Source organism: Nakamurella aerolata, assembly GCF_013002705.1.
GTDB classification, from domain to species: domain Bacteria; phylum Actinomycetota; class Actinomycetes; order Mycobacteriales; family Nakamurellaceae; genus Nakamurella; species Nakamurella aerolata.
In genome coordinates, this window is the sequence record NZ_JABEND010000001.1 from 561698 (window position 1) to 584974 (window position 23277).

Here is a 23277-nt window from a genome sequence, read left to right on the forward strand (position 1 = left end):
CTGGATAGCATCGAAGCGTGCCCGCACCGACGACCCCGACGCCCGACCCCGCCTCGACTGCAACGGATCCCGCGCCAGCCTCGGTGGCGGTCGACTGGGATGCGCTGCCCGGCGTCACCACCGCCGAGCAGTTGCACACCTACGGCATCCCCGAGCCGGCCACCAGGGACAAGGTGCGTCACCGGCTGGCACCGATCGACCGGGAGTTTCTTGCGGCGGCGCCGCTGGTGTTTGTCGGGACCGCGACGCCCGACGGCCGCTGCGACGTCTCCCCCAAGGGCGACCCTGCCGGCTTCGTCCAGATCCTGGACGCGCGCACCCTGGCGATCCCCGAACGGGCCGGCAACAAGCGCATGGACGGCTTCCACAACATCCTGGCCAACCCGCACGTCGGGTTGACCTTCGTGATTCCCGGCCGGGGAGACACCCTGCGGGTCAACGGTTCTGCCCGGATCGTCACCGACGGTCCGTTCTTCGACGACATGATCGTGAAGGGGCACCGGCCGGCGCTGGCACTGCTGGTGGGGGTGCAGGAGGTGTTCTACCACTGCCCCAAGGCCGTCATGCGATCCGGCGCCTGGCGGCCGGAGAGCTGGCAGCCCGATCGGGTGCGGAGCTACGCCGACATCGCCAAGATCCTCTGGCGCGCAGGCGATCCGGCTGAAGAAGTGGACCGGTACTATGGGGCTGGCTACGCGGCCGGCCTGTACCCGGCCAACCCGCCCGGCGGCAACGCTCCGGCGTCGTGAGCTCGCTGCTGGTGCTGCTGAACCCGTCGGCGAATCGGGTGTACGCCGGGCAGGTGGCCGCCATCTCGGCCGCCGAGTTGGCCGCGCTGACCGGTACCGATGTCCGCCAGGTGACCGTGGCAGGCGTGCCGTATCTGGAGCTGGACGCATCCGCCGATGCGCCGGCGCTGGCTCGGTGCTCCGGCCGGCTGGCCGTGTTCCGGCGCGAGGGCGAGCTGCTGCGGCCGGTCGCCGTGCCGGACACCGACCTGTTCGACGACGATCTGGTCACCATCCCCAAGTACCCGGGAAAGACCAACGAGCAGTTCACCCGGCTGATGATGAACCTGACGCTGGCCGCGGCCGAGCGGCAGGGCCCGCTGACGGTGCTTGACCCGTTGTGCGGCAGGGGAACAACGCTGCTGACGGCCTGGACGCTCGGCCACAACGCGGCCGGGGTCGACGCCGACGGGAAGGCATTGCACACGCTGGCCGACTACCTGCGCAGCTATCTGCGACGGAAGCGGATCTCGCACCGGGTCAGCATGGACCCGGTACGGCGCGAGGGCCGCAGCCTCGGCCGCAAGCTCGACGCGTCGGCGACGGTGAACGGCACCGAGCTGTCGCTGACGGCCTACCCCGGAGACGCCAGAACCAGCGCGGACCTGTTCGGGCGCAAGACCTTCGACGCGATCGTCACCGACGCGCCCTACGGTGTTGTGCACGGTAGCCGCAGGGCCGGCGGCACCCAGAGCGGCGGTGCGGCACAAGGTCAGGCGCCGCGCGCCCGCTCGGCCGCCGCGCTGCTGGCCGACGCGCTGCCGATCTGGGCGAGGCAGCTGCGCAGCGGCGGTGCGATCGGAATCGCCTGGAACACCTACTCTTTGCCACGTTCCGAGCTGGCCGAGCTGGCCCGCAACGCCGGTCTGACGCCGGTGCAGTCGGAGCCCTACCTGGCCGTGGCCCATCGGGTGGACTCCGCCATCCACCGCGACCTGCTGGTGGCGCGCAAACCCTAGTCAGGCGGCCCGGAACCGTCCGGCGCCGGCGGCCGGGCGCGCCGCTTGCGACGGGCGTCGCGGCGCCGCTCGGCCTGCAGCAGCTCCGCCTCGGCGCGCTCGGCCAGACCGGCAGGTATCGGACCACCGGCGTCCAGCAGGACCTGATAGTCGCCTGCGTCCAACGCCTCCGGCGGGAGCGCGGCAAGCAGCTCCGGCCGGTGGGCGGCGGTGCGGCGCAGCGATTCGTCCCGTCGGTACCTGGCGATGTGCGCGTGGTTGCCGCTGGTCAGCTCGTCGGGGATGGGCAGCCCGCGGAACACCGGCGGCCGGGTGTACGAGGGTGCCTCCAGCAGGCCGGGCAGCCCGGTGCCGAAGGAGTCGTCGACGGCGGATTCGGGGTTGCCGAGCACCCCAGGCAGCAGCCGGGCAACGGCCTCGACCATCACCAGCACCGCGGCCTCTCCCCCGGCCAGCACGTAATCGCCGATGGACAGCTCGTACACCGGCATCCGGGTGGCGGCGTCGGTGACGAAACGCTGGTCGATGCCCTCGTATCTGGCCGGCGCGAAGATCAGCTGCCGGCGGCCGGCCAGCTCGGCGGCGACGGCCTGGGTGAAGGGTTTCCCGGCTGGGGTCGGAACGATCAGCGCCGGCGCTGCCGCGGGGTCACTGGCCGCTACCACGGCGTCCAGCGCCGTCGCCCAGACGTCCGGCTTCATCACCATGCCGGGGCCGCCGCCATAGGGTGCGTCGTCGACGGTGCGGTGCCGGTCGGTGGTGTGCTCCCGCAGATCGTGAATGGCAAGCTGGAGCTGACCGCGGTCGATCGCCTTACCCAGCAACGACTCTCGCAGCGGCGTCAGGTACTGCGGGAAGATCGTGATGACGTCGATGCGCATCGGCGCTCAGCCCGGGTCAGCCGCGTCGGGCGCGTCGTCCGGGTCAGCCTGGGGGGAGAACATGCCCTCCGGCGGGTCGACAACGCAGAAGCCGCCGGCCACATCGACCTCGGGCACGATGGCGGCGACGAACGGCACCAGCACCTCACCGGCTTCGGTGCCGACCTGCAGCACCGGAGCGGCCGGCGGGTGCAGCACGTCGGTGATCTCGCCGAGCACGGCACCGGACCGGTCCCTGACCGTCAATCCGATCAGTTGGTGGTCGTAGTACTCGTCCGGGTCTTGGGATTGCGGCAGGTCGTCGGTGTCCACCAGCAACCGCAGCCCGCGCAGCGCTTCGGCGCCGTCGCGGTCGGAGACGCCGGCGAACGCCACCAGCCGGATCTGACCCGACATCCGCGACCCCTCGACGCGCAACGGCCCGGCCGCCGCCGGATCGGTGAAAAGTACCGATCCGGCGGCGAACCGGGCCTGCGGGTCGTCGGTGCGGACCTCGACGGTCACCTCACCGCGAATGCCGTGCGGCCGACCGATCCGGCCGACCAGGACCTCCGCCATGCAGCGTCGATCAGCGGCCGTAGCCGACGCGGTCGGTGTCGACAACGTCGACCCTGATACCGCGGCCACCGACCGCCGTCATCACGGTGCGCAGCGCGGTGGCGGTGCGGCCGCCGCGCCCGATCACCTTGCCGAGATCGTCCGGATGCACCCGCACCTGCAGGGTGCGTCCGCGGCGTCCTGTTGTCATGTCGACGTGCACATCGTCGTCGTGATCGACGATGCCGCGCACCAGGTGCTCCAGCGCTTCCGGCAACATACTCATCTGATCTGCAGACCTCCGCTGATGACGATCGTTCGGCTATCCGACAGCCGGGCTGTCGGCGGTGACAGCGACTCAGCTGTCTGCTGACTCGTCCGTGCTGTCGGACTGTTGCGACTTCGGCAGCGAGAAGCCGGCGGCCTCGGCAGCGGCCTCGTCGGCGAACCAGACCTCGGCAACCGTCGAGTCGTAGAACTGGGTGCCGGGGCGGTGGTACAGCTTCGAGCTGGCGTTGCCCTTGATCGGGAAGCCCTCGGGCTGGGCATCGTCCGCGATCGGGGCGTGGCTGCCGGCACCGAACGGCGCCTCCTCGCCGTCAACCGCCTTGGCGATGGCGGCATCGTTCGGGCCGTCGTCCACCCCGTCGGCGGCGTCGGCGGCAACCTCGTTGAGCGCGTCGGCGCCCGACTCGGTCTCGGCGACAACCCGCGCCGGCTTGTCGGCCTTGGCCTCGGCCTTTGCCTCAGCCTTGGAGTCGGCCTTCTTCTTCGGGGTGGTGGCACCCGAGGTGTCTTCGATGGTGCCGCCCGCGGCCTTCACGGCGGCCTCGTACAGCGCCTTCTTGTCCGGGCGCTCCGGCTGCGGCTGCAGCGTGCCCTCGGCACCGGGCAGCCCCTTGAACTTCTGCCAGTCGCCGGTCACCTTGAGCAACGCCTCGACGGCGGCGGTGGGCTGGGCACCGACACCCAACCAGTACTGCACCCGCTCGGATTCCACCTCGATGACGCTCGGGTCGGTCTTCGGGTTGTACCGCCCGATGGTCTCGATGGCCCGGCCGCTGCGGCGGGTCCGGGAGTCGGCGACGACGACGCGGTAGTACGGGGTGCGGATCTTGCCGTAGCGGGCAAGCTTGATCTTGACAGCCACTGTTGTGGACTACTCCTGACGTGTGTGGCGGTGGACCCGCCGTGGGTGCGTGTCCGGCGCAGGCGTGGGGGCAGCGCTCCGCGGACATGCTGATGGCGACCACGCCCGGTGAGAGGGGCCGGAGCGGCGGTCGTGACCGCATCATTGTGCCAGATGGGCGGCGGCCGACCGAAATCGGCCGGGCCGGGCTGAACCGGTCCGTCAGGGCTCGAGCAGGCCGAACAGGTCGTCCTGCGCCGTGGGCTGCCGGCCGGGCGGCGGCTGCGGCACGGTCGCGGTGCCCGATACGTGGTGTGCAGCCGGCGCACCGGGGAACCCGGGGCCGTGCTCGGGGGTGACGCCGGCCTGGAACGCCGCGGCCGCCGCGTTGGCTCTGGCGTCGGCGGCCTCGTTCAGCTCGTGACCGGCGTGGCCCTTCACCCATTCGAACTGCACGGTCCGTCCGGCCATCGCGGTGTCCAGCGCCTGCATCAGGTCGAGGTTCAACACCGGTTTGCCGTCGCCCTTGCGCCAACCCTTGCGTTTCCAGCCGGGCATCCACTTGGTGATCGAGTTGATCACGTACTGGCTGTCGCAGAACACGTGCAGCGCCTGGTCGGTGTGCGCGGTCTGCTGCAACAGGTTGAGCACCGCCATCAGCTCGCCCATGTTGTTGGTGCCGCGCGGCCAGCCACCGGCGGCCCAACGGTCGTCGTCGATGTACCAGGCCCAGCCGGCCGGCCCCGGATTGCCGAGCGCTGAACCGTCGGCCGCTGCGGTGATCGTCACCCGCGCGATCCTGCCATCCGACCGCCCACCGGGCGTCCGGCGCGCAGCACGACGGTCGGGCGCTGCAGCACCTCGGGATGCTCGGCGGGGTCGGCGTCGTACACCACCAGGTCGGCCGGGTCGCCGACGTCACCGGGCGGCGCGCCGAGCCAGGCCCTTGCCGCTGTGGTGGCGTTGTGCAACGTCCGTCTGGGGTCGAGGCCGAGGCCGAGCAGGGCGGTGAGCTCGTCGGCGATGCGGCCGTGCTCGACGAAGCCGCCCGCATCGGTGCCGGAGTGCAGCGGGATGCCGGCCTCGGCAGCGGCGGCGAAGGTCTCGAGGTGCCGCTCGTGCAGATCGCGCATGTGCTTGGCGTAGGCCGGGTACCTGTCTGCGGCATCGGCGAAGGTCGGGAAGTTGCGGATGTTGATCAGCGTCGGCACCAGGTGCACGCCGCGGGCCACCATCTGATCGATGGTGTCGGCGGTGAGGCCGGTGCCGTGCTCGATGCAGTCGATGCCTGCGGCCAGCAACGGCGGCAGCGCGTCCTCGCTGAAGACGTGCGCGGTGACCCTGGCGCCGCCCTGGTGAGCCACCGAGATCGCTTCGGCGAGAACGTCTTCCGGCCACAACGGGGCGAGATCGCCGATGGAACGATCGATCCAGTCGCCGACCAGCTTGATCCAGCCGTCGCCGTACTGCAGCTGCCGTGCCACCTCCGCCGGCAGTTCGGCGGGGTCGTCCAGATCGATGCCGAGGTAACGGATGTAGCGCTTCGGCCGGGCGATGTGCCAACCCGCCCGCAGCAGCACCGGCAGGTCGTCGCGGCCCACCAGCGGCCGGGTGTCCAGCGGCGACCCGCAGTCGCGTATCACCGTGACGCCGGTGGCCAGATCGACCCTGGCCTGCCGCTCCGCGGTGGCCAGATCGACCACCCCGTCGGCCGAATAGCCGATGTGGCAGTGCGCGTCCACCAGACCGGGGAGCACCCAGCCGGCGACCTCCTGCACCTCGCCCGCCGCCGGACGCTCCGGCACAAAGACGCCGTCGGCGACCCAGCGCTGGTACCGCTCGCCGGTGGCCGCGTCGGTGCCGGTGACCTGAAACTGCATGCGCCCAGTCTCCCCCAGCCCTGAACGGGTCTGCGCTCGCCCACTCAAGTTTCGCAACGTTGGACGCCGCATCTCCCCCGTTACGCTGGCGCATCGGCCGTGTAGAGCTTCGAAACTTGAGTACGACCCCGAGCACGGCTGCCGTGCCCTCAGTGGGCAGCGCGGGTGAGACGCCGCAGAACGGCGCGCACGCTGGCCAGCACCTCCTCGGGGCGGTTGACCAGCATCCAGTAGGTGATACGCAGGACGGTCCAGCCTGCTTTGGCCAGCCGCAGGCTGCGGAGTCGCTCGGACTCGAACTCCGACGGGGTCCGGTCGTGGAACTGGCGACCATCGATTTCAATGGCCAGCTTGCACTCGCGGAACGCGATGTCGACGAAGTAGCGATTGCCTTCGCACGCAACTGGGTGGTTTGCGGTCCATCCAGTCAGACCGCCTGACCGGAACACCTTGTGGGCCAAAGCTTCAGCAGCGGACCACGGGTTGGTTTGGGCACGCACGATGCGGCGTTTGCGACCGGGATTGCCGCGGCGGGAGGGGATGTCCGCCAGCGCAGCGAGCAACGCCTCAGGAGTGACCAGACGTGATCGCAGCGCCGCAAAGATGGACTCGCCATCTGTTGATTCGGACATCAGCACGGCATTCAGCGCCGGGCTGCACAGCCAGCCAAGACCCGCCTGCAGTTGGGTCCACGCCGGCGCCGGCACCCGATGCTCCTGTGGAATCTTTACTCGCTGCATGTCGAACCCCAGGGGGTGTTGACGCGTGCACCGGGCAGCAATCTCGATGCGGTCGAACGGTCGGGTCGACCAGAAACTTGCAGCAGCTGCAGCCGAGCCGAGGATCACTCCATCGGGCAGGTAAAGCACTGCCGCTGCCAGCCGGACGTTGGGAAGGCCAGCAAGATGCGCGGGCACGTAGATGCCGGGAAGTACCGCCGTGAGCAAGCCGGACCGGCGTGCCCATTGCAGTCGCTGTTGTTCTCCAGGAAACCTCCGCAACGGAAGCACCGGACCGAACTCCGTCACCAACTCGGTTATCAGCCGGCGTGCCGTTCGCGCCGGTCCGCTTCTCGGCGGCGGTCCAGACGAGGTCGGAAGCCCTGGAGACCAGCCGTTCGGGATTGTGTATGTGGTACGCATGCCCGAACAGTGCAGTTCCGCGGCGCTTGGCCCAAGCCGCACGGGGAGAATGTGGATGCTCAGTGGAGGTGTGGACAACGATATCCACCGCGGGGTTACTCAGTTACTCAAGTTTCAGAGCGCCCGATCGCCGTTTCTCCCTGGATACTCAGCCGGAGCGGCTTCGAGCGCTGCGAAACTTGAGTAGGCGTTGGGTCTTTCGCTACCGGTGCCGGGAATGACGGCGGCTTGCCGCCAGCCACAGCGCCACCGCGGCGCCGATCAACGCGCCGAGGGTGTTGGCAAAGACGTCGCGCAGATCGCCGGTGCGGTCCGGAAAGCCGAGCCACTGCACAAGTTCGATGCCGCCGGACAACGCCGCGCACCCGGCCACCGTCACCGCCGCGGACCTGCGTAACCCGGCCAGCGGCCGGGCGCCGGTCCCGAGCACCCCGAGCGGCACGAACATCGCCACGTTCGCCGCGAACTCCACCAGGGCGAAGCTGACCCAGCCCGGCAGCGTCCTGGCGGCGTGCTGCCGGTCGAACCAGGCCTGCAGCCCGTTCTGCGCACCACCGGCCGGCCGGCTGGGCCAGAACACCACCACCAGCACGGCAAGCAGCAGCACCAGCAGCAAGCACCGCGCCCAGCGCACCGAGCGCGACGCCGGTGGCCTGCGGTGCGGCCGGGCCGGCGGCGCGGCTGGCCCCGGCAACTGTTACTTGCCCTTGGGGAACTTCAACGCGCTCGGATCGAAATCGGCACCGAGCTTGGCCAACTCCTGCGGCGAAAGACCGCTCTGCTGTTGCCCGGCGCCGGACGGCAGGCCGGGCATACCGGCCGGGAAACCCGGTGGCATGCCTGGCATTCCGCCGCGCATCTTCGGCGGCGTCGGCCCGCGCCCTGTCGTCTTCTTGCCCTTCTTGCCTTTCTTGCCCTTCTTCGACTTTCCGGAGAGCCGCCGCATGCCGAACTGGCCGGCCATGCTGCTCATCATCTTGCGGGCCTCGAAGAACCGCTCAACCAGGCCGTTCACCTGGGAAACCGTCATCCCGGAGCCCCGGGCGATGCGCTGCCGGCGCGAGGCGTTGATGATCTTCGGATTGGCGCGTTCCTCCGGCGTCATCGACTGGATGATGGCCGCTGTCCTGTCGACGTCACGGTCGTCGACGTTCGCCAGCGCCTCCTTCATCTGCCCGGCGCCCGGCAGCATGCCGAGCAGCCCGCCGATCGGGCCCATCCGCTTGAGCATCTGCATCTGCTGCAGGAAGTCGTCGAGGGTGAAGTCGTCGCCGGCCAGCTTGGCCGCCATCTCCTCGGCTTCTTGCTGCTCGAAGACCTGCTCGGCCTGCTCGATCAGGGTGAGCATGTCGCCCATGCCGAGGATGCGCGCGGCCATCCGATCGGGATGGAAGGTGTCGAAGTCGCTCAGCTTCTCGCCGGTGGAGGCGAACATGATCGGCGCGCCGGTCACCTGCCGGACGCTCAGCGCGGCACCGCCGCGGGCGTCGCCGTCGAGCTTGGTGAGGACCACGCCGGTGAAGCCGACGCCGTCGCGGAAGGCCTCAGCGGTGGTCACCGCGTCCTGGCCGATCATCGCGTCGACGACGAAAAGGATCTCGTCGGGATCCACCGCGTCCCTGATCGACGCGGCCTGCTGCATCATGTCGGCGTCGACACCGAGCCGGCCGGCGGTGTCGACGATGACGACGTCGTGCAGCTTGGCCTTGGCCTCGGCGACGCCGTTGCGGGAGACGGCGACCGGGTCGCCGCCTGGGCCGGAGATCTCGACGCCGCTGGTGTTGCCGGGGTCGGGGGCGAACACGGTGACGCCGGCCTGCTCACCGACCACCTGCAGCTGGGTGACGGCGTTCGGGCGTTGCAGGTCGGCGGCCACCAGCAGCGGGGTGTGGCCCTGGCCCTTGAGCCATCTGGCGAGCTTGCCGGCCAGCGTGGTCTTACCGGCACCCTGCAAGCCGGCCAGCATGATCACCGTCGGTGGGGTCTTGGCGAATTCCAGCCGCCGGGTCTCGCCGCCGAGGATCGCGATCAGCTCTTCGTTGACGATCTTGATGACCTGCTGCGCCGGGTTCAGCGCCTGCGAGAGTTCTTCGCCGCTGGCGCGTTCCTTGATGGCGGCGATGAACTGCCGCACCACCGGCAGCGCCACGTCGGCTTCCAGCAGCGCGATGCGAATCTCGCGCGCGGTGGCGTCGATGTCGGCGGGCGAGAGCCGGCCTTTGCCGCGCAGTCCGGTGAAGACGCCGGCTAGCCGGTCGGAAAGAGTCTCGAACACCCGGCCAGGCTATCGCGCTGCGCCAGCTCCGCCTGACCCGTTCAGCGCTGCGGTGAGCCGCGCGGCCAGCTGATCGGCGCGGCCGGCCGGCAGCCCGCCACCCGACGAATCGTGCAGATAGAACACGTCGACGGCCTCGGCGCCCCAGGTGTCCACCAGTGCAAGGCTGACGTCGAGCCCGGCCTCGGCGATCACGTCGGCGGCCCGGTGCAGCAGTCCCGGCTGATCGTGGGCGCGGATCTCCAGCACGGTGGCGGTCGCCGACGCCGCAGGGACGACGCTGACAAGCGCCGGCGGGAAGTCGGTGCGGGTGCCGGACTGTGCGCGCCGGGCGACCAGGGCGCGGCTGCCGGCCGGGTCGTTCACGCTGGCCCGCACCCTGGCGGCGACCGCAGCCGGCGCCGGCGGGTCACCGAACTCGCTGCGGACGATCCAGCGCTGCTCGGCGGTGCCCCCGGCGCGATCGGCACGCACGGCGTCAACGGTCAACCGCTCGGCCGCCAGCGCGGCCGCGACATCCGCGAGCAGGCCCAGCCGGTCGGCGGCCGTCACCAGCACCGTCAGCTCTGGCCCTTGCCGGGTCACCTCGACCTCGGCGCCGGTGGCACTGGCGTCGGCCGGGGCGGCGGTGTCGGCCGGGGCGGCGGTGTCGGCCGGGGCGTCGGTGCCGGCCGGGACGGCGGGGTGCGCGCCCGGCACCGGTTGCTGGTCACGCGGCAGCGGCCATCCGGACATGGCCGCGCGGACCCGAGCGGCGAGGGCGTGGATCTGCCTGGCCCGCCAGTTGGTCCAGGCGCCCGGTCCGGCGGCGCGAGAGTCGGCCTGTGTCAACGCTTCCAGCAGGTCGAGCACTCCGACGTCGCCGACGGCCTCGGCGACGGTGGCGACGGTGGCCGGGTCGTCCGGGTCGCGACGCACAGCGGTCTCGGCCAGCAGCAGGTGGTGCCGCACCAGCCGGACCACCACGTCGGTGTCGGCGTCGGCGAATCCCAGGCGCTGGCACAGCGGCGGCACCAGGCGCGCACCGGCTGCGCTGTGGTCCTCGCCGGTGCCCTTGCCGACGTCGTGCAGCAGTGCGGCGACCAGCAGCAGGTCGGGACGGGCGACCGAGCGCACCAAAGCCGCTGCCTCGACGGCGGTTTGCACCAGATGCCGGTCCACCGTGTACACATGCACAGGGTCGCGCTGCGGCAGACTGCGCAGCCGCTCCCATTCCGGTAGCCAGCGCCCGATCAACCCGGCCTGGTCCAGCGCTTCCCACACGCCGACCAGCGGCTGCCCAGATCCCAGCAGCCGCAGGAACTCTCGGGTGGCGTCGGCCGGCCACCGCGCGGGCAGCCCGGTGGCCGACTGCGCCAGTTTGGCCAGTGCGGCCGGGGCGAGCGGAATGCCGGCCTGCGCCGCTGCCGCCGCCAGCCGCAGCGGCAGCACCGGGTCGCGGACGTCGGCGGCGCGAGCCAGTGCCGCTTCGCCGTCGTGTTCGACCACGCCGTCGGCCAGCGGCCGACGCTGCGGTGCCCGGCCTGCTCCGGTTGGCGCCGACAACGCCCGGTGCACCCGATGCCAGGTCAGATCGATGGCCTGACCGACAAGGCGCCCGATCGCCGACACCTTGCGCAACAAGGCATCCGGCCCGTCCAGGTGCAGATGTTCGGCGACCGCCGCCTGATCCTGCGGCTGCAGCCGGTCGCTGGATCGGCCGACGACCACGTGCATGGCGTCCCTGACCCGCAGCAGCTCGGCCCGCGCCTCGTCCAGTCCCTGGTGCGGGCAGTCGGCGACCCAGGAGGCAGCCACCGCCCGCATCACCACCATGTCGCGCAACCCGCCGCGGGAGTTCTTCAGATCGGGGGTGGTGGCAAAGGCCAAGTCGGCAAAGCGATCCCAGCGCTCTGTGCACATCCGCAACAGTGCCGGCAGCCGTTCGGGGGCCAGCGCCCGCCAGTCCGCCAGCGTCCGCCGTCTCAGCTCGGCCGCGAGCGCTGCGTCACCGGCCAGGTGCCGCACGTCCAGCACGCTCAGCAGCTCGGTGAGGTTGGTGCGGGCCAACGATCTGGCACCGCCGACCGACCGCACCGCATGATCCAGCCGCACCGGGGAGTCCCAGATCGGGTACCACAGTCGCTGGGCGATCATCTCGGCGTATTCCGGCGGCGTCTCCGAGGTGTGCAGCAACACCAGATCGACGTCGCTGTAAGGGGAAAGCTCGCCGCGGCCGTAGCCGCCGACGGCGACCAGCGACACCCCGCCGACCGTCACCCCGGCGGCGCCGGCCAGCTCACCGAGCCAGGTGTCGGTGAGCTGAGCCAGCGCCTTGCCACGCTGAGCACCGTCGACATCGTTGCGCCGCAGCAGTTCTCGGCGCAGCTGCTGGTACGGATGCGGTGAGGTCGCGGTATGCGGCATGGCGGGATCCTTTGTGGTCTCGGCCGGTTCAGAGCGCCTCAGCGCCGGATTCACCGGTCCGCACCCGCGCGACGGTCTCGATCGCCGTCACCCAGACCTTGCCGTCGCCGATCTTCCCGGTGCGGGCGGCCCGCACGATCACGTCGGTGACGTCGTCGGCGTCGTCGTCCTCGACCAGGATCTCCAGCCGGATCTTCGGCAGCAGCTCCACGGTGTACTCGGCGCCCCTGTACACCTCGGTGTGCCCGCGCTGCCTGCCGTATCCGGACGCCTCTGACACCGTCATGCCGTTCACCCCGAAGGCCAACAGCGCGGCGCGTACCTCGTCCAGTTTGAAGGGTTTGATGATGGCGGTGACGAGCTTCATGCCGATGCTCCTTCTTTGTTGACCGGTGCCGCCGCGCCGGCGCCAGGGTCGGCCGACGCCCGGATGGCGCCGGCGTGGCTGAGAATGCCACCGGACCGCATTGCCTCGTCGTCGTAGGCGGATTCACCGTGACTTGCGGTGTCCAGCCCCTCGAACTCGCTGTCCTGCGGCGCCCTGATGCCGATGGTGCGCTTGAGCGCGAGACCGATCAGCAACGTGAGCACCCCGGAGAACACGATGGCGCATGCGGCAATCACGATCTGGACAACCAGCTGCCGGCCACCGAAGCCGTAGAACAGGCCGCTGGTGGTCGACAGGAAGCCGACACCGACCGTTCCGACGATGCCGCCGACCAGGTGCACGCCGACCACGTCGAGCGAATCATCAAGTCCCATACGGTATTTCAGCCCGACGGCGAACGAGCAGATACCACCGGCGACCAGGCCGAGCACTATCGACCCGACCGGGCTCAGCGCCCCGGCTGCCGGGGTGATCGCGACCAGCCCGGCCACCACACCGGACGCCGCACCCACCCCGGTGGCCTTCTTGTCGCGCAGCATCTCCACCCCGAGCCAACCGAGCATGGCCGCGGAGCTTGCCGTCGAGGTGTTCAGCCACGCCAAGCCGGCGGAACCGTTGGCGGCACCGGCGGATCCGGCGTTGAACCCGAACCAGCCGAACCACAGCAGCCCGGCCCCGAGCATCACGAACGGCACATTGTGCGGGCGCATCGGCTCACTGCCGAAGCCGCGGCGTTTGCCGAGCAGGAAGGCCAGCACCCCACCGGCAACGCCGGCATTGATGTGCACAACGGTGCCGCCGGCGAAGTCGATGGGCGCCACCGTCGCCGCACCGTCGGTGACGCCGAAAAGCTTTGCGGCGATGCCGTTCTCCCAGCCGGACAGCAGTCCGCCGCCCCACACCATGTGCGCCAGCGGGAAGTAGACCAGGGTGACCCAGATGCCGGCAAAGATCAGCCAGCTGGAGAACTTCATCCGGTCGGCGACCGAACCGGAGATCAGCGCGACGGTGATGATCGCGAAGGTCAGCTGGAAGGCGACGAACGTCAGCGCGGTGATCCCGCTGCCGGACAGCACCGAGTTGCTGACCACGTCGGTGCCGTCGGCATTGAGCTCGGGGAAAAGACCCTTCATCCCGAAGAACGTCGCCGGATTGCCGAACAGGCCGCCGGCCACGTTGTCGGCGAACGACATCGAGTAGCCCCACAGCACATAGACGACGCCGACAACACCCATCGCGCCGAAGCTCATCATCAGCATGTTCAGCACGTTCTTGCGGCGCACCATGCCGCCGTAGAAGAACGCAAGGCCAGGCGTCATCAACAGCACCAACGCGGCCGATGTCAATAGCCAGGCATTGTTTCCGGTGTCGACCAACGGTGGATCGGCCGCCAGCAACGACATTCTCATGCGCACCTCCTGGACTGGCCGGGACCGCGCGCTGCGACGGTTCCGGCTCGGTAACTGCTTCGTCGGGGACGCATGAACTGTCGCGGGTCGGTGTTGCCATCGATCTACCGCAATGTTTCGAGTGCGTGTCGGGGCACCCCAACGCCCGGAGTTCGGGCGCCGTTCATGCCGCGGTGGGGCCGGTGACCTACGGTCGATCCATGACTCTGCGCCCCGCCCGTTGCCGGAAGACCATGCTGATTGCTGCCGTTGTGGGAAGCGCGCTGGTGGTCGTCAACCCTGCCGCAGCCACGGCCACCGGCACCACGACGGCCGGTGCCGCCACCGCCGGTGCCATCGCCCCTGCCACTGCCGCCGGTACCGGCCCGGCCATCCCGCTCGGCCCGGCCGGCACCCAGCAGTCCGAGCAGATCCGGCAGCTGACGCCTGGAGTGCAGCTCACCTCGATCGTCCGGGGGGCCGTCGACCCGGAAACCCGTTGGGTGGTCGAGGTCAACATCCCTGGCGGCGCCGGCTCGCCCGATCCGGACGCACCGGCCCGCGCCGTCCAGGACAAGGCCGCCGCCGATGCGGCCGTCACCACACTCGCCGCGGCCGGTCTGCCGGCGCGCAGCGATGCGGTGATTCAGCCGGCCACCGCGGACGTTCCGCGCTCCGTGCTGGGCTACCGGGTGCGCCTTGTACAGACCTACGCCGACCAGACCGCGGCTGTCACTGCGGCCAAACAGGTGTCGGCAACGGGACTGTCGGGGCGCGCCTGGTACTCGGGCTGGGACGGCGGTTCCGACGCCAAGGGCCGCTGGCGGATCAACGTTCTCACCATCGACCCTGCCAGCTTCACCGGTTCGCTGCGGGCCGGCTACGGCCCCGATCTGGAGCGGCGGGAGAAGGTCACCGAGCTCTCCGCCGGTGCCACCGCCGCGGTCAACGCCGGCTTCTTCGTCCTCGACCCGAAGGCGGGTGCCCCTGGCGATCCGGCCGGCGCCGGGGTGTACGGCGGCGTTGTCGAGTCCGAGCCGGTCGGCAACCGCCCGGTGCTGGTGCTGGCCGACGACGCCACCGGCACCGCGGTGCTCAGGCCGCGCTGGGACGCGACCGTCACCGTGCGCGGACGCAACCTGCGGCTGGACGGGCTCAACCGGGTGCCGGGACTGATCCGGAACTGCGGCGGTCTCGGGGATCTGCCGACGTCGGCGCCGGTGCACGACGCCACCTGCACCGACCCGGACGAGCTGGTGAAGTTCACCCCGGCCTTCGACGCCAGCACGCCGGCCGGGCCGGGCACCGAAGTGGTGGTGAACTCCGACGGCACCGTCGCGCAGGTGCGCGCCATCCGCGGCAGCGCGCTCGGCGCCGGGCAGTGGTCGGTGCAGGCCACCGGCAGCAGGATCGCCGAGCTCGGCACCGTGCGGGTCGGTCAGCAGTTGACCAGCAGGACCGACCTGATCGGACGGTTCGGCAAACCACTCGCCGGGCCCGGGGTCAGCGCCGTCAACGGCGGGCCCGTGCTGATCGACCGCGGCCGGGTGTCCATCACCCAGCGGGCCGACGGTTTCGTCCAGCCGGAGAACCCGTCGTTCGCCTACGGCTGGGTGCTGCAGCGCAACCCGCGAACCTTCGCGGGCGTCGACGCGGCCGGCCGCACGCTGCTGGTCACGGTGGACGGGCGGCAGCTGGGCGACCTCGGGTTGTCGATCCCGGAGACGGCGGCCGTCGCCAAGGCGCTCGGCATGGTGCAGGCGATCAACCTCGACGGTGGTGGTTCCACCGCCATGGCGGTGAACGGGGCGTTGGTCACCAGCCCGTCGGACGCGGCGGGCGAACGCCCGGTGGGTGACGCGATCGTCATCGGCTGAGCCATCCCCCTGCCCCGCCCCGGGCCGTGGGGATCAGCCGAGCAGCGCGTCGACGAAGGCCTCGGCCTCGAAGGGCGCAAGGTCGTCCTGGCCCTCACCGAGGCCGACCAGCTTGACCGGAACTCCCAGAGCACGTTGCACCGCAACAACAATGCCGCCCTTGGCGGTGCCGTCGAGTTTGGTCAGCACGATGCCGGTGATGTCGACGACGTCGGCGAACACCCTGGCCTGCACCAGTCCGTTCTGACCGGTGGTGGCGTCCAGTACCAGCAGCACCTCGTCGACCTTCGCCTGCTTTTCCACCACGCGCTTGACCTTGCCGAGCTCGTCCATCAGCCCGGTCTTGGTGTGCAGCCGGCCGGCGGTGTCGATGAGCACCGCATCGGCACCCTCGTCGATGCCGCGCTTGACGGCGTCGAACGCCACCGACGCCGGGTCGGTGCCCTCGGCCGAGCGCACCACGGTGGCCCCGGCGCGGGCGCCCCAGGTCTGCAGCTGGTCGGCGGCCGCGGCCCTGAAGGTGTCGGCGGCGCCGAGCACGACGCTGCGGTCGCTGCCCACCAGCACCCTCGCCAGCTTTCCGGTGGTGGTGGTCTTGCCGGTGCCGTTCACTCCGACCACCAGCACCACCGAAGGACGACCGTCGTGCGGCAACGCCCGGACGCTGCGGTCCATGGTGGGGTCGACCGCCTCCACCAGCACCCGGCGCAGCAGGGCCTTGGCCTCGGCCGGTGAGTTGATCCCGTGCGCCGCCACCTCGGTGCGCAGTTTCTCGGCGATCTCGGTGGCGGCCTGGCTGCCCAGATCGGCCAGCAGCAGGGTGTCCTCGACGTCGGTCCACGAGTCTTCGTCCATGGTGCCGGCACCGAGCAGGCCGAGCATGGAGCGGCCGAAAGCGTTCTGCGAACGCGACAATCGGCCGCGCAGCCGGTTCAGCCGGCCGTCGGCCGAGGCAATCTCCGCCGCCTCAGCGGTGTCGGCGGAAGTAGCAGGCGCCGCCGGGGGTGCCGCCGGCGCGGCAGTGTCGGCGGTGTCGGCAGCGTCGGCAGTGTCGGCAGTGTCGGGCGCTACCGGCGGAACCGTGCCGGACGGCGCCGGCGCAGTCGTGTCCGGGGTGGCTGCCGGGGGCGCGGTTTCCACTGGCGGCGCACTGTCGACGGCCGGGGCGGTGCTCGGCCGGCCGGCATCGGCGGGTTGAGCGGGCCCGGCCTCGACGGGTTCAGCGGGCCCAGCTGGTTCAGCGGGCCCAGCCGGTTCAGTTGGCCCAGTTGGTTCAGCGGGCGCCGCGGGCTCAGTCGGTCCAGCGGGTTCAGTGGGCCCAGTCGGCCCAGCGGGCTCGGCGGGCACAGTCGGCTCAGCAGGCCCGGTGGGCGCAGTCGGCTTGGGCGTCACCGGCGGCGCGGTGTCCACCGGTTCCGGTTGCCTGGCCGGCGGGCGGTCCAGCAGTGCCGAACCGGCGCCGGAAGCCGCAGAGCCACTGGAACCGCTGTCGGTGCCGCTGGAGAACGAGATCGAGCCGCCGGCCTTGTAGCCACCTCGCACGCCCGGGTCCGGCGGTGCCGCCTTCGTCCCGGCCGCGGGTGAGCTGTCGGTCAGCGAGACGCGGCGGCGCTTCGACAGCACGAGGCCGACCACGAACAGCGCGATCAGCACCAGCACGACAACGATCAGAATCCAGATCCAGTTAGGCACGGCCCCATCCTTACAGACCTTCGGCGGTGGCTACCGGCGCAATCAACACGCGCGGCCGCCCGATGTCGGGGCTCGGCCGTACCGTGCGCGGATGACCGAAATGACGACGCAGCCGCCGACGCGGGACCGCCCCTCGATGCCAGCCGGGTACGGCCTGCCGGAAGACACCGCCGGTCTGCTCGATTGGGCACAGGTGCGCGAACGGCTGGTCGCATCCAAGAGCTACTGGCTGGCGACGGTCCGGCCGGACGGCCGTCCGCACGTGGTGCCGCGCTGGGGCGTCTGGCTCGACGACCGCTTCTATTACGACGGATCGCCGGCAACGGTGCATGTCCGCAACCTGCGCAGCAACCCGGCCTGCCACCTCAACCTGGAGGACGGCACCGAGGCCGTGCTGATCGAGGGCACCAGCATCGCCACCAGGGCCGATGCCGATGGTCTCGGCGCCAGACTGGCCGCGGCATTCGGCAAGTACCACCGCGACGGGTATCGGCCGGAACCGGGCGCGTGGGCCGGTACCGACGGTGGTGGTCTGCGGGTGTTCCAGCCCGCGGGCGCCTTGGCCTGGTTCGATTTTCCCAAGGACGCCACCAGGTTCTCCTTCGCCGGGCACCGGCGCTGACCCGGCTTTGCTGCTGCCGACGTCAGCGTCCTTCGAAGAGCCGGTCGACCACGCGGCGCGCCCGTCTGGCCACCCGCCGGTAGCGGTCGACGAACTCCCCCGGCTCGGTACCGGCCGGATGGCCGAGTATCTGCACAAGGGCGGCCAGCACCCGACCCTGCCGGGGTATCTGGTCGTCCGGCTTGCCCTTCACCAGCATCAGGCCGTTCCGGGTGCGGCTGGCCAGCTCCCAGGCGGTGCGGAGCCGTTCGGCATCCGCCGGGGTCAGCAATTCGGCGTCAACCGCGCCGGCCAGTGCGGCGAGGGTGCCGGTGGTGCGCAGCTGCGGGACCCGGCCGGCATGCTGCAGCTGCAACAACTGCACGGTCCACTCCACGTCGGACAGCCCGCCGCGGCCCAGCTTGGTGTGGGTGGTCGGGTCGGCGCCCTTGGGCAGCCGTTCGGCGTCCACCCTGGCCTTGATGCGGCGGATCTCGACAACGTCCGCCGCCGGCAAACCTGTTGCCGGGTACCGGAATTCATCGGCCGCCGCGATGAACTCGGCACCGAGCTCAGCATCGCCGGCGATCGGCCGCGCGCGCAGCAGCGCCTGCCGCTCCCAGGGGGCGGCGTAGTTCGCCCAGTAGCTGGAGAACGACGCCATGGTGCGGACCAGCGGGCCGTTCCGGCCCTCGGGGCGCAGGTCGGCATCAAGGGCCAGCGCCGGGTCGGGGCTCGGCGCCGCGAGCAGCCGGCCGGCCAGGTCGGCGACCTGACTACAGGCCCGCAGCACCGGATCGGGGTCGTCAACATCGGGGTCGACGGCGGCCACGTACATCACATCGGCGTCGGAGCCGTAGCCGAGTTCACCGCCGCCCAGCCGACCCATGCCGATGACGGCGAGCCGCCCCCGGATCGGACCGCCGCGCTCGGCGCTGACCTGGGCCCACGCGGCATCGACCGCGGCCTGCACGGTGGCCTCCGCGACGGACGTCAGCGCAGCGGCGATCTGGTGCACGTCCAGCATGCCAAGCACATCGGCGCTGGCCAGCCGCAGCAGCTCGTGCCGCCGTGCCGATCGCGCCGCGGCGACGGCAGCCTGGGCCGGCTTGTTGCTGCCGGCCGCCTGCGCTGCCCGGCCGGCCCTGGCCGACAGTGCGGCGGCGACCGTCTCCGGATCGGATTCGACGAGGGCATCGTCGTCGAGCAGCCGCAGCACCTCCGGCGCTCTCGGCAACAACTCGGCAACCAACTTCGACACCGACAGCAGCTCGGCAAGGCGCAGCGCGACGGTGCCCTCGTCCCGCAGCAACCTGAGATACCAAGGAGTCTCGGCCAGCGCGTCGGACACCTGGCGATATGCCAGCAGGCCGGCATCGGGGTCGGGGCCGCGGGAGAACACGTCGAGCAGCACCGGCAGCAACGCCCGCCGAATAGCGGCGCGGCGGCTGACCCCGCTGGTCAGGGCCTGCAGGTGGCGCAGCGCGTTCTGGGCGGAGAAGCCGAGCGCCGACAGCCGCTCGGCGGCGGCCTCCGGGCTGAGCCTGGCCTCGTCCACTGCCGGAGCTGCCGCTGATGCCCCGACCGCGACGACGGCGTTCAGCAAAGGTCGATAGAACAACTTTTCATGCAACCGCCTGACGGTGCTGGCGTGCCGGCGCCGTTCTGCGACGAAAACGTCTGCGGCGCTTTCGGTTCCGGTGGCAAGGTAGCCGTCCGCCCTTGCCAGCCATTCGCTGTCGGCGTCGTTGTCCGGCAACAGATGGGTGCGGCGCAGCCGCTGCAGCTGCAGTCGATGTTCGGCGCGGCGCAGGAACACGTAGGCGTCGGCCAGGTCGGCACCGTCCTGCCGGCCGATGTAGCCACCGCGAATCAAGCGGTCGATGGCCGACAGGGTGCCGCCGACCCGCAGCTCGACGTCGGTGCGGCCGTGCACCAGTTGCAACAGCTGCACCGCGAATTCGACGTCGCGCAGTCCGCCGGCACCGAGCTTGAGTTCGCGGTCCCGATCGGCGGCCGGGATGTTGTCCTCGACCCGCCGCCGCATCGCCTGCACGTCGTCGACGAAGGATTCCCGGCCCGCCGCCGACCACACGCCCGGGCGGACGATCTCAAGGAACTCGCGGCCAAGGCGGGCGTCGCCGGCTGCCGGGCGGGCCTTCAGCAGTGCCTGGAACTCCCAGGTGGCCGCCCACCGTTGGTAGTAGGCGCGCAGGCTGTCCGGGGTGCGCACCAACGCTCCGGCCGCGCCCTCCGGACGCAGGTTGGCGTCGACCTCCCAGGCCACCTGCCCGCAGATCCGCATGGTTCCGGCTGCCAAAGCCGTTGCGCTGCGCAGCATCCGGCTATCGTCCCGCTGGCCCGCGTCGGCCGCTGACGCCGGTGGGCGGTCGGGATGATCGGCCACAAAGATCACGTCAACGTCGGAGAGGTAGTTCAGTTCGCGGGCGCCGGTCTTCCCCATCGCGATCACCGCGAGCCGGCAGTCCGCCTGGCCGGGGCCGAGTTCGGCGGCGGTCACCGCGAGCGCCGCCTGCAGCAGGGCGTCGGCGAGCGCCGTCAGCGCGCGGCTGACCGCCGACAGACCGGGTTCGGGCAGGCTGTCGTCCACCCCCGGCGCCAGGTCGTACCCGGCGATCATCAGCAGCCGGTCCCGATAGGCCACCCGCAGCGCTGCCACCGCGGCCCCGCCGGTCAGCGCCGGACCGTGTTGACCCGGCCGCAGTTGCACTGCACCGCACAGGCTTTCGGAGATCTCGGCGGTGCGCAGCAGACCGGGCCCCGAAGGATCCGCCAGCAGCAGACGCCAGCTTGCCGGGTGCTGCACCAGGTGTTGCGCCAGCACGGTCGAGTCGCCCAGCACCCCGACCAGCCTGGCGCGCAGCACGGGATTGTGCACCAGCTCCCGGCGCAGCTCGTCGGCGCCGCCGCCGGCCGGCCGTTCCTCGGCATCAGCAGAGTCGTTGCGCCGCAGCGTTTCCAGCAGTTCGGCCAGCGATGTCAGCGCCAGCTCGGGTCGGCCCGCCCTGGCGAGCGCGGCCAGCACCGGTCGGGCTTGTTCCAGCGCGTAGCCGTCGGCGTCGACCAGTCCGGCACTGCGCAGCTGTTGGTAGGTTTCTGCGGTGTCGGGCAGCCCGTAGCGCACCGCGGCGCGGCTGACCGGCCTGCTCACCGCTCGTCCCTCCGGCGCCGGCTCATGGCGCCAGCGGCAGATCCAGACGACGGCCGCCGGGGTGGTCGCGGTGCTGCTCGGCCAGAGAAACGAACCGTGCCGCGAAGGCGCGCCACACCTGGTCCATGGCGGACTCGGCCTCGTCGAGTTCGCTGCCGAGCCGGATCGGCAGCGCGGTGGCCTGTTTGCCCTTAGCCCAGTCCCGCACCCGCGCCGCGGACGTCTCGATGTGGAACTGAACGCCCCAGGCGGCGGGCCCGACCCGAAACGCCTGGTGCGGGTATCCACCCGGATAGCCGTTGCTGGCCAACAACACCGCGCCGGGCGGCAGTTCGGCGACGGTGTCGTCGTGGCACTGCATCACGTCCGGTGTCAGCGGCAGCTCGGCGAACAGCGGATCGGCGGCCGCGGCGTCCCGGCGGGCGATCAGGAAGGCGCCGATCTCGGGGCCGCGATCGCCCTTGGTCACCCGGCCGCCGGTGGCGCTGGCCAACAGCTGGCTGCCGAGGCAGACCCCGAGCGTCGGCAGGCCGGACTCGGCAGTGCCGGCCAGCAGTTTCTTGGTGGCGGTGAGCCAGCTGACGCCGGCGTCGTCGTCTGCGCCCATGGCACCGCCGAGGCTGATCACCGCGTCGTGCCCGGACGTGTCGTCGGGCAGCTGGTCGCCGGCGAACAGTCGCCGCACGTCGAGGTCGGCGCCGGCGGCGGTGAGCCAGTCGCCGAGGTGCTCAGGCGGATTTTCGCTGTCGTGTTGCAGCACAAGGATTTTGGCCGGTTTCGGCCGCCGGTCCGGCGGTGTCGCTGTCATCTTGCGTTCCCGGTGGGTGGGGCGGTGTCCAGCAGGTCGAGCAGCACCGGCGCATGGTCGGAGGCGCCCTTGCCCTTGCGCTCGTCACGGTCGATGCTTGCGCCGCTGACCCGGTCGCGGACGGCGTCGCTGCACAGCATGAAGTCGATGCGCATGCCGCGGTTTTTCTGGAATCGAAGCTGTTGATAGTCCCAGTAGGTAAAGGTTTTCGGGGCCCTGGTGAAGGCTCGAACCGGATCGGACAGGCCGGCGTCCAGCAGACCTTGGAAGGCGGCGCGCTCCGGCGGCGAGGTGTGGGTCTTGTCCGCGTAGTACTCCACCGACCACACATCGGCGTCGGTCGGGGCGATGTTGTAGTCGCCGGCCAGCACCAGCGCGGCGTCCAGGTCGGCCGCGAGTTGCCCTGACACCTGCTCGCCCAATGCCTTCAGCCAGGCCAGCTTGTAGTCGAAGTGCGGATGCCCCTGCTCCCGGCCGTTCGGCACGTACAGGCTCCACACTCGGATACCACCGGCCAGCGCCGACACCGCCCTGGCCTCGACCACCGCTGGGTCGCCGTATCCGGGCTGGCCGGGAAAACCACGCTGCACGTCGTCGAGGCCGACCCGCGACAGCACCGCGACACCGTTCCAGTGGTTCAACCCGTGGTGCGCCACCTGGTAGCCGAGCTCTTCGAACGGCTGCACCGGGAACGCGGCGTCGGCCAGTTTGGTCTCTTGGACAGCGAGCACGTCGACCTCGCTGCGGCGCATGAACTCCAGCACCCGATCCATCCGGGCCCTGAGCGAGTTAACGTTCCAGGTGGCCAGTCGCATCAGCCCACCACCGGGCCGGTGGCCGGGGCCGCGACGAAGAACGGCAGCGACCATTCCGGTTTGGAATCACCGTCGATGCGCACCCGCCAGGTCAGCACCTGCCCGGCCGGCAGCGGCAGACCATTGTTGAAGTGCAGCACCACCTGGCTGCGCGCCGGCATGGCCCGCCGCGGAACCCCGGCGCCGGGAAAGCTCGGCTCCTCCACCTGCAGGTTCTGCCCGAACCGCATGGACCCGCCGCCGGGTACCGCACCTGCCGGCCCGGTGACGGTGCTGCTCATCGCCGCCGGCGCGCCGGCGGCGTCCTCCAGCACCAACTCGAAGGCGTACTGCTCGTTGAACACCTGGGCGGGGAACGACATCGAGACCACCACCGCGAACGGTGCGGTGGCACCGGTGTTGTGGTCGCGGGCCAGCACCTGCAGGCCGCCGCCGATCATCTGCAGCTTGCCGAGCTGGTCGGACACCGCGTAGTCGGCCAGCATCATGGTGACCACCGCGGACTGCTGCACCTCGCTCATGCCTCGATCCTGCCAGGT

At 70.9% G+C, this 23277-nt stretch carries 21 protein-coding genes and 1 pseudogene; 4 read left to right on the forward strand and 18 right to left on the reverse strand.

What is annotated here, in order from left to right; genetic code table 11:
• Positions 1–17 precede the first annotated feature (17 nt).
• Positions 18–749, forward strand: a complete 732-nt coding sequence (locus HKD39_RS02410; protein ID WP_212753791.1) for an MSMEG_1061 family FMN-dependent PPOX-type flavoprotein — start codon at positions 18–20, stop codon at positions 747–749.
• The gene (locus HKD39_RS02415; RefSeq protein ID WP_171198202.1) at positions 746–1747 is read left to right on the forward strand and encodes a TRM11 family methyltransferase; all 1002 of its coding nucleotides are present in this window, start codon (positions 746–748) and stop codon (positions 1745–1747) included. Before HKD39_RS02410 ends, HKD39_RS02415 begins: the two co-directional genes overlap by 4 nt.
• Here HKD39_RS02415 and trmD read toward each other — a convergent pair.
• The 13 genes and pseudogenes from trmD to HKD39_RS02475 form a co-directional block, all read right to left on the reverse strand.
• The gene (gene trmD, locus HKD39_RS02420) at positions 1744–2628 is read right to left on the reverse strand and encodes a tRNA (guanosine(37)-N1)-methyltransferase TrmD (RefSeq protein ID WP_171198203.1); all 885 of its coding nucleotides are present in this window, start codon (positions 2626–2628) and stop codon (positions 1744–1746) included. The two genes, HKD39_RS02415 and trmD, sit on opposite strands and share 4 nt — an antisense overlap.
• 6 nt (positions 2629–2634) lie before the next feature.
• Entirely contained in the window at positions 2635–3186 is a 552-nt protein-coding gene (rimM, locus tag HKD39_RS02425) for a ribosome maturation factor RimM (protein WP_171198204.1), read from the reverse strand.
• Between the two features lie 10 nt (positions 3187–3196).
• Positions 3197–3451, reverse strand: coding sequence for an RNA-binding protein (locus HKD39_RS02430; RefSeq protein ID WP_171198205.1), 255 nt, complete (start codon positions 3449–3451; stop codon positions 3197–3199).
• Positions 3452–3523: 72 nt separating this feature from the next.
• Entirely contained in the window at positions 3524–3808 is a 285-nt protein-coding gene (locus HKD39_RS20840) for a sunset domain-containing protein (protein WP_484549462.1), read from the reverse strand.
• Positions 3809–3844: 36 nt separating this feature from the next.
• Positions 3845–4315 (reverse strand): annotated as a pseudogene (gene rpsP, locus HKD39_RS20230) (30S ribosomal protein S16); the annotation flags it as partial.
• A gap of 201 nt (positions 4316–4516) precedes the next feature.
• Complete coding sequence (locus tag HKD39_RS02440) at positions 4517–5083, reverse strand: ribonuclease H family protein (RefSeq protein WP_171198207.1); 567 nt, start codon at positions 5081–5083, stop codon at positions 4517–4519.
• Complete coding sequence (locus HKD39_RS02445) at positions 5080–6174, reverse strand: amidohydrolase family protein (protein ID WP_171198208.1); 1095 nt, start codon at positions 6172–6174, stop codon at positions 5080–5082. Before HKD39_RS02445 ends, HKD39_RS02440 begins: the two co-directional genes overlap by 4 nt.
• 149 nt (positions 6175–6323) lie before the next feature.
• Positions 6324–7202, reverse strand: a complete 879-nt coding sequence (locus HKD39_RS20235; RefSeq protein WP_171198209.1) for a DUF559 domain-containing protein — start codon at positions 7200–7202, stop codon at positions 6324–6326.
• Between the two features lie 316 nt (positions 7203–7518).
• Entirely contained in the window at positions 7519–7923 is a 405-nt protein-coding gene (locus HKD39_RS02455; RefSeq protein ID WP_171198210.1) for a VanZ family protein, read from the reverse strand.
• Between the two features lie 90 nt (positions 7924–8013).
• On the reverse strand, positions 8014–9591 hold the full coding sequence (ffh, locus tag HKD39_RS02460) for a signal recognition particle protein (RefSeq protein WP_171198211.1): 1578 nt from the start codon (positions 9589–9591) through the stop codon (positions 8014–8016).
• A 9-nt stretch (positions 9592–9600) separates the two neighbouring features.
• Entirely contained in the window at positions 9601–11997 is a 2397-nt protein-coding gene (locus HKD39_RS02465; protein ID WP_171198212.1) for a [protein-PII] uridylyltransferase, read from the reverse strand.
• Between the two features lie 28 nt (positions 11998–12025).
• Complete coding sequence (locus HKD39_RS02470) at positions 12026–12364, reverse strand: P-II family nitrogen regulator (RefSeq protein WP_171198213.1); 339 nt, start codon at positions 12362–12364, stop codon at positions 12026–12028.
• Positions 12361–13794 (reverse strand): ammonium transporter, encoded by a 1434-nt coding sequence (locus tag HKD39_RS02475; protein WP_171198214.1) that lies wholly within the window; start codon positions 13792–13794, stop codon positions 12361–12363. Before HKD39_RS02475 ends, HKD39_RS02470 begins: the two co-directional genes overlap by 4 nt.
• A 200-nt stretch (positions 13795–13994) precedes the next feature.
• On the opposite strand from HKD39_RS02475, the gene HKD39_RS02480 reads away from it, so the two are divergent.
• Positions 13995–15650, forward strand: a complete 1656-nt coding sequence (locus HKD39_RS02480) for a phosphodiester glycosidase family protein (protein WP_212753792.1) — start codon at positions 13995–13997, stop codon at positions 15648–15650.
• Between the two features lie 33 nt (positions 15651–15683).
• On the opposite strand, the gene ftsY is transcribed toward HKD39_RS02480, so the two are convergent.
• A complete protein-coding gene (gene ftsY / locus HKD39_RS20240) occupies positions 15684–17342 on the reverse strand; it encodes a signal recognition particle-docking protein FtsY (RefSeq protein WP_171198215.1) in 1659 nt (552 codons plus the stop codon).
• A 91-nt stretch (positions 17343–17433) separates the two neighbouring features.
• Between ftsY and HKD39_RS02490 the strand changes: the two genes are divergently transcribed.
• Positions 17434–17964, forward strand: a complete 531-nt coding sequence (locus tag HKD39_RS02490) for a pyridoxamine 5'-phosphate oxidase family protein (RefSeq protein ID WP_212753793.1) — start codon at positions 17434–17436, stop codon at positions 17962–17964.
• 22 nt (positions 17965–17986) lie between these two features.
• On the opposite strand, the gene HKD39_RS02495 is transcribed toward HKD39_RS02490, so the two are convergent.
• The 4 genes from HKD39_RS02495 to HKD39_RS02510 are packed head-to-tail and all read right to left on the reverse strand — an operon-like array spanning position 17987 to position 23259.
• The gene (locus tag HKD39_RS02495; RefSeq protein ID WP_212753794.1) at positions 17987–21115 is read right to left on the reverse strand and encodes a bifunctional [glutamine synthetase] adenylyltransferase/[glutamine synthetase]-adenylyl-L-tyrosine phosphorylase; all 3129 of its coding nucleotides are present in this window, start codon (positions 21113–21115) and stop codon (positions 17987–17989) included.
• Positions 21116–21137: 22 nt separating this feature from the next.
• Positions 21138–21923, reverse strand: a complete 786-nt coding sequence (locus HKD39_RS02500) for a type 1 glutamine amidotransferase (RefSeq protein ID WP_171198216.1) — start codon at positions 21921–21923, stop codon at positions 21138–21140.
• Complete coding sequence (locus HKD39_RS02505; protein WP_171198217.1) at positions 21920–22738, reverse strand: exodeoxyribonuclease III; 819 nt, start codon at positions 22736–22738, stop codon at positions 21920–21922. The genes HKD39_RS02500 and HKD39_RS02505 overlap by 4 nt, the downstream gene beginning before the upstream one ends.
• The gene (locus HKD39_RS02510) at positions 22738–23259 is read right to left on the reverse strand and encodes a hypothetical protein (RefSeq protein WP_171198218.1); all 522 of its coding nucleotides are present in this window, start codon (positions 23257–23259) and stop codon (positions 22738–22740) included. The genes HKD39_RS02505 and HKD39_RS02510 overlap by 1 nt, the downstream gene beginning before the upstream one ends.
• Positions 23260–23277 lie beyond the last annotated feature (18 nt).

Bases quoted from the DNA above. Each gene is read 5' to 3' on its own strand.
- HKD39_RS02475 (WP_171198214.1), bottom strand. From the start codon at position 13,794: ATGAGAATGTCGTTGCTGGCGGCCGATCCACCGTTGGTCGACACCGGA.
- HKD39_RS02510 (WP_171198218.1), bottom strand. From the start codon at position 23,259: ATGAGCGAGGTGCAGCAGTCCGCGGTGGTCACCATGATGCTGGCCGAC.
- trmD (WP_171198203.1), bottom strand. From the start codon at position 2,628: ATGCGCATCGACGTCATCACGATCTTCCCGCAGTACCTGACGCCGCTG.
- HKD39_RS02465 (WP_171198212.1), bottom strand. From the start codon at position 11,997: ATGCCGCATACCGCGACCTCACCGCATCCGTACCAGCAGCTGCGCCGA.
- HKD39_RS02500 (WP_171198216.1), bottom strand. From the start codon at position 21,923: ATGACAGCGACACCGCCGGACCGGCGGCCGAAACCGGCCAAAATCCTT.
- rimM (WP_171198204.1), bottom strand. From the start codon at position 3,186: ATGGCGGAGGTCCTGGTCGGCCGGATCGGTCGGCCGCACGGCATTCGC.
- HKD39_RS02480 (WP_212753792.1), top strand. From the start codon at position 13,995: ATGACTCTGCGCCCCGCCCGTTGCCGGAAGACCATGCTGATTGCTGCC.
- HKD39_RS02445 (WP_171198208.1), bottom strand. From the start codon at position 6,174: ATGCAGTTTCAGGTCACCGGCACCGACGCGGCCACCGGCGAGCGGTAC.
- HKD39_RS02430 (WP_171198205.1), bottom strand. From the start codon at position 3,451: ATGAGTATGTTGCCGGAAGCGCTGGAGCACCTGGTGCGCGGCATCGTC.
- HKD39_RS02490 (WP_212753793.1), top strand. From the start codon at position 17,434: ATGACCGAAATGACGACGCAGCCGCCGACGCGGGACCGCCCCTCGATG.
- HKD39_RS02470 (WP_171198213.1), bottom strand. From the start codon at position 12,364: ATGAAGCTCGTCACCGCCATCATCAAACCCTTCAAACTGGACGAGGTA.
- HKD39_RS02505 (WP_171198217.1), bottom strand. From the start codon at position 22,738: ATGCGACTGGCCACCTGGAACGTTAACTCGCTCAGGGCCCGGATGGAT.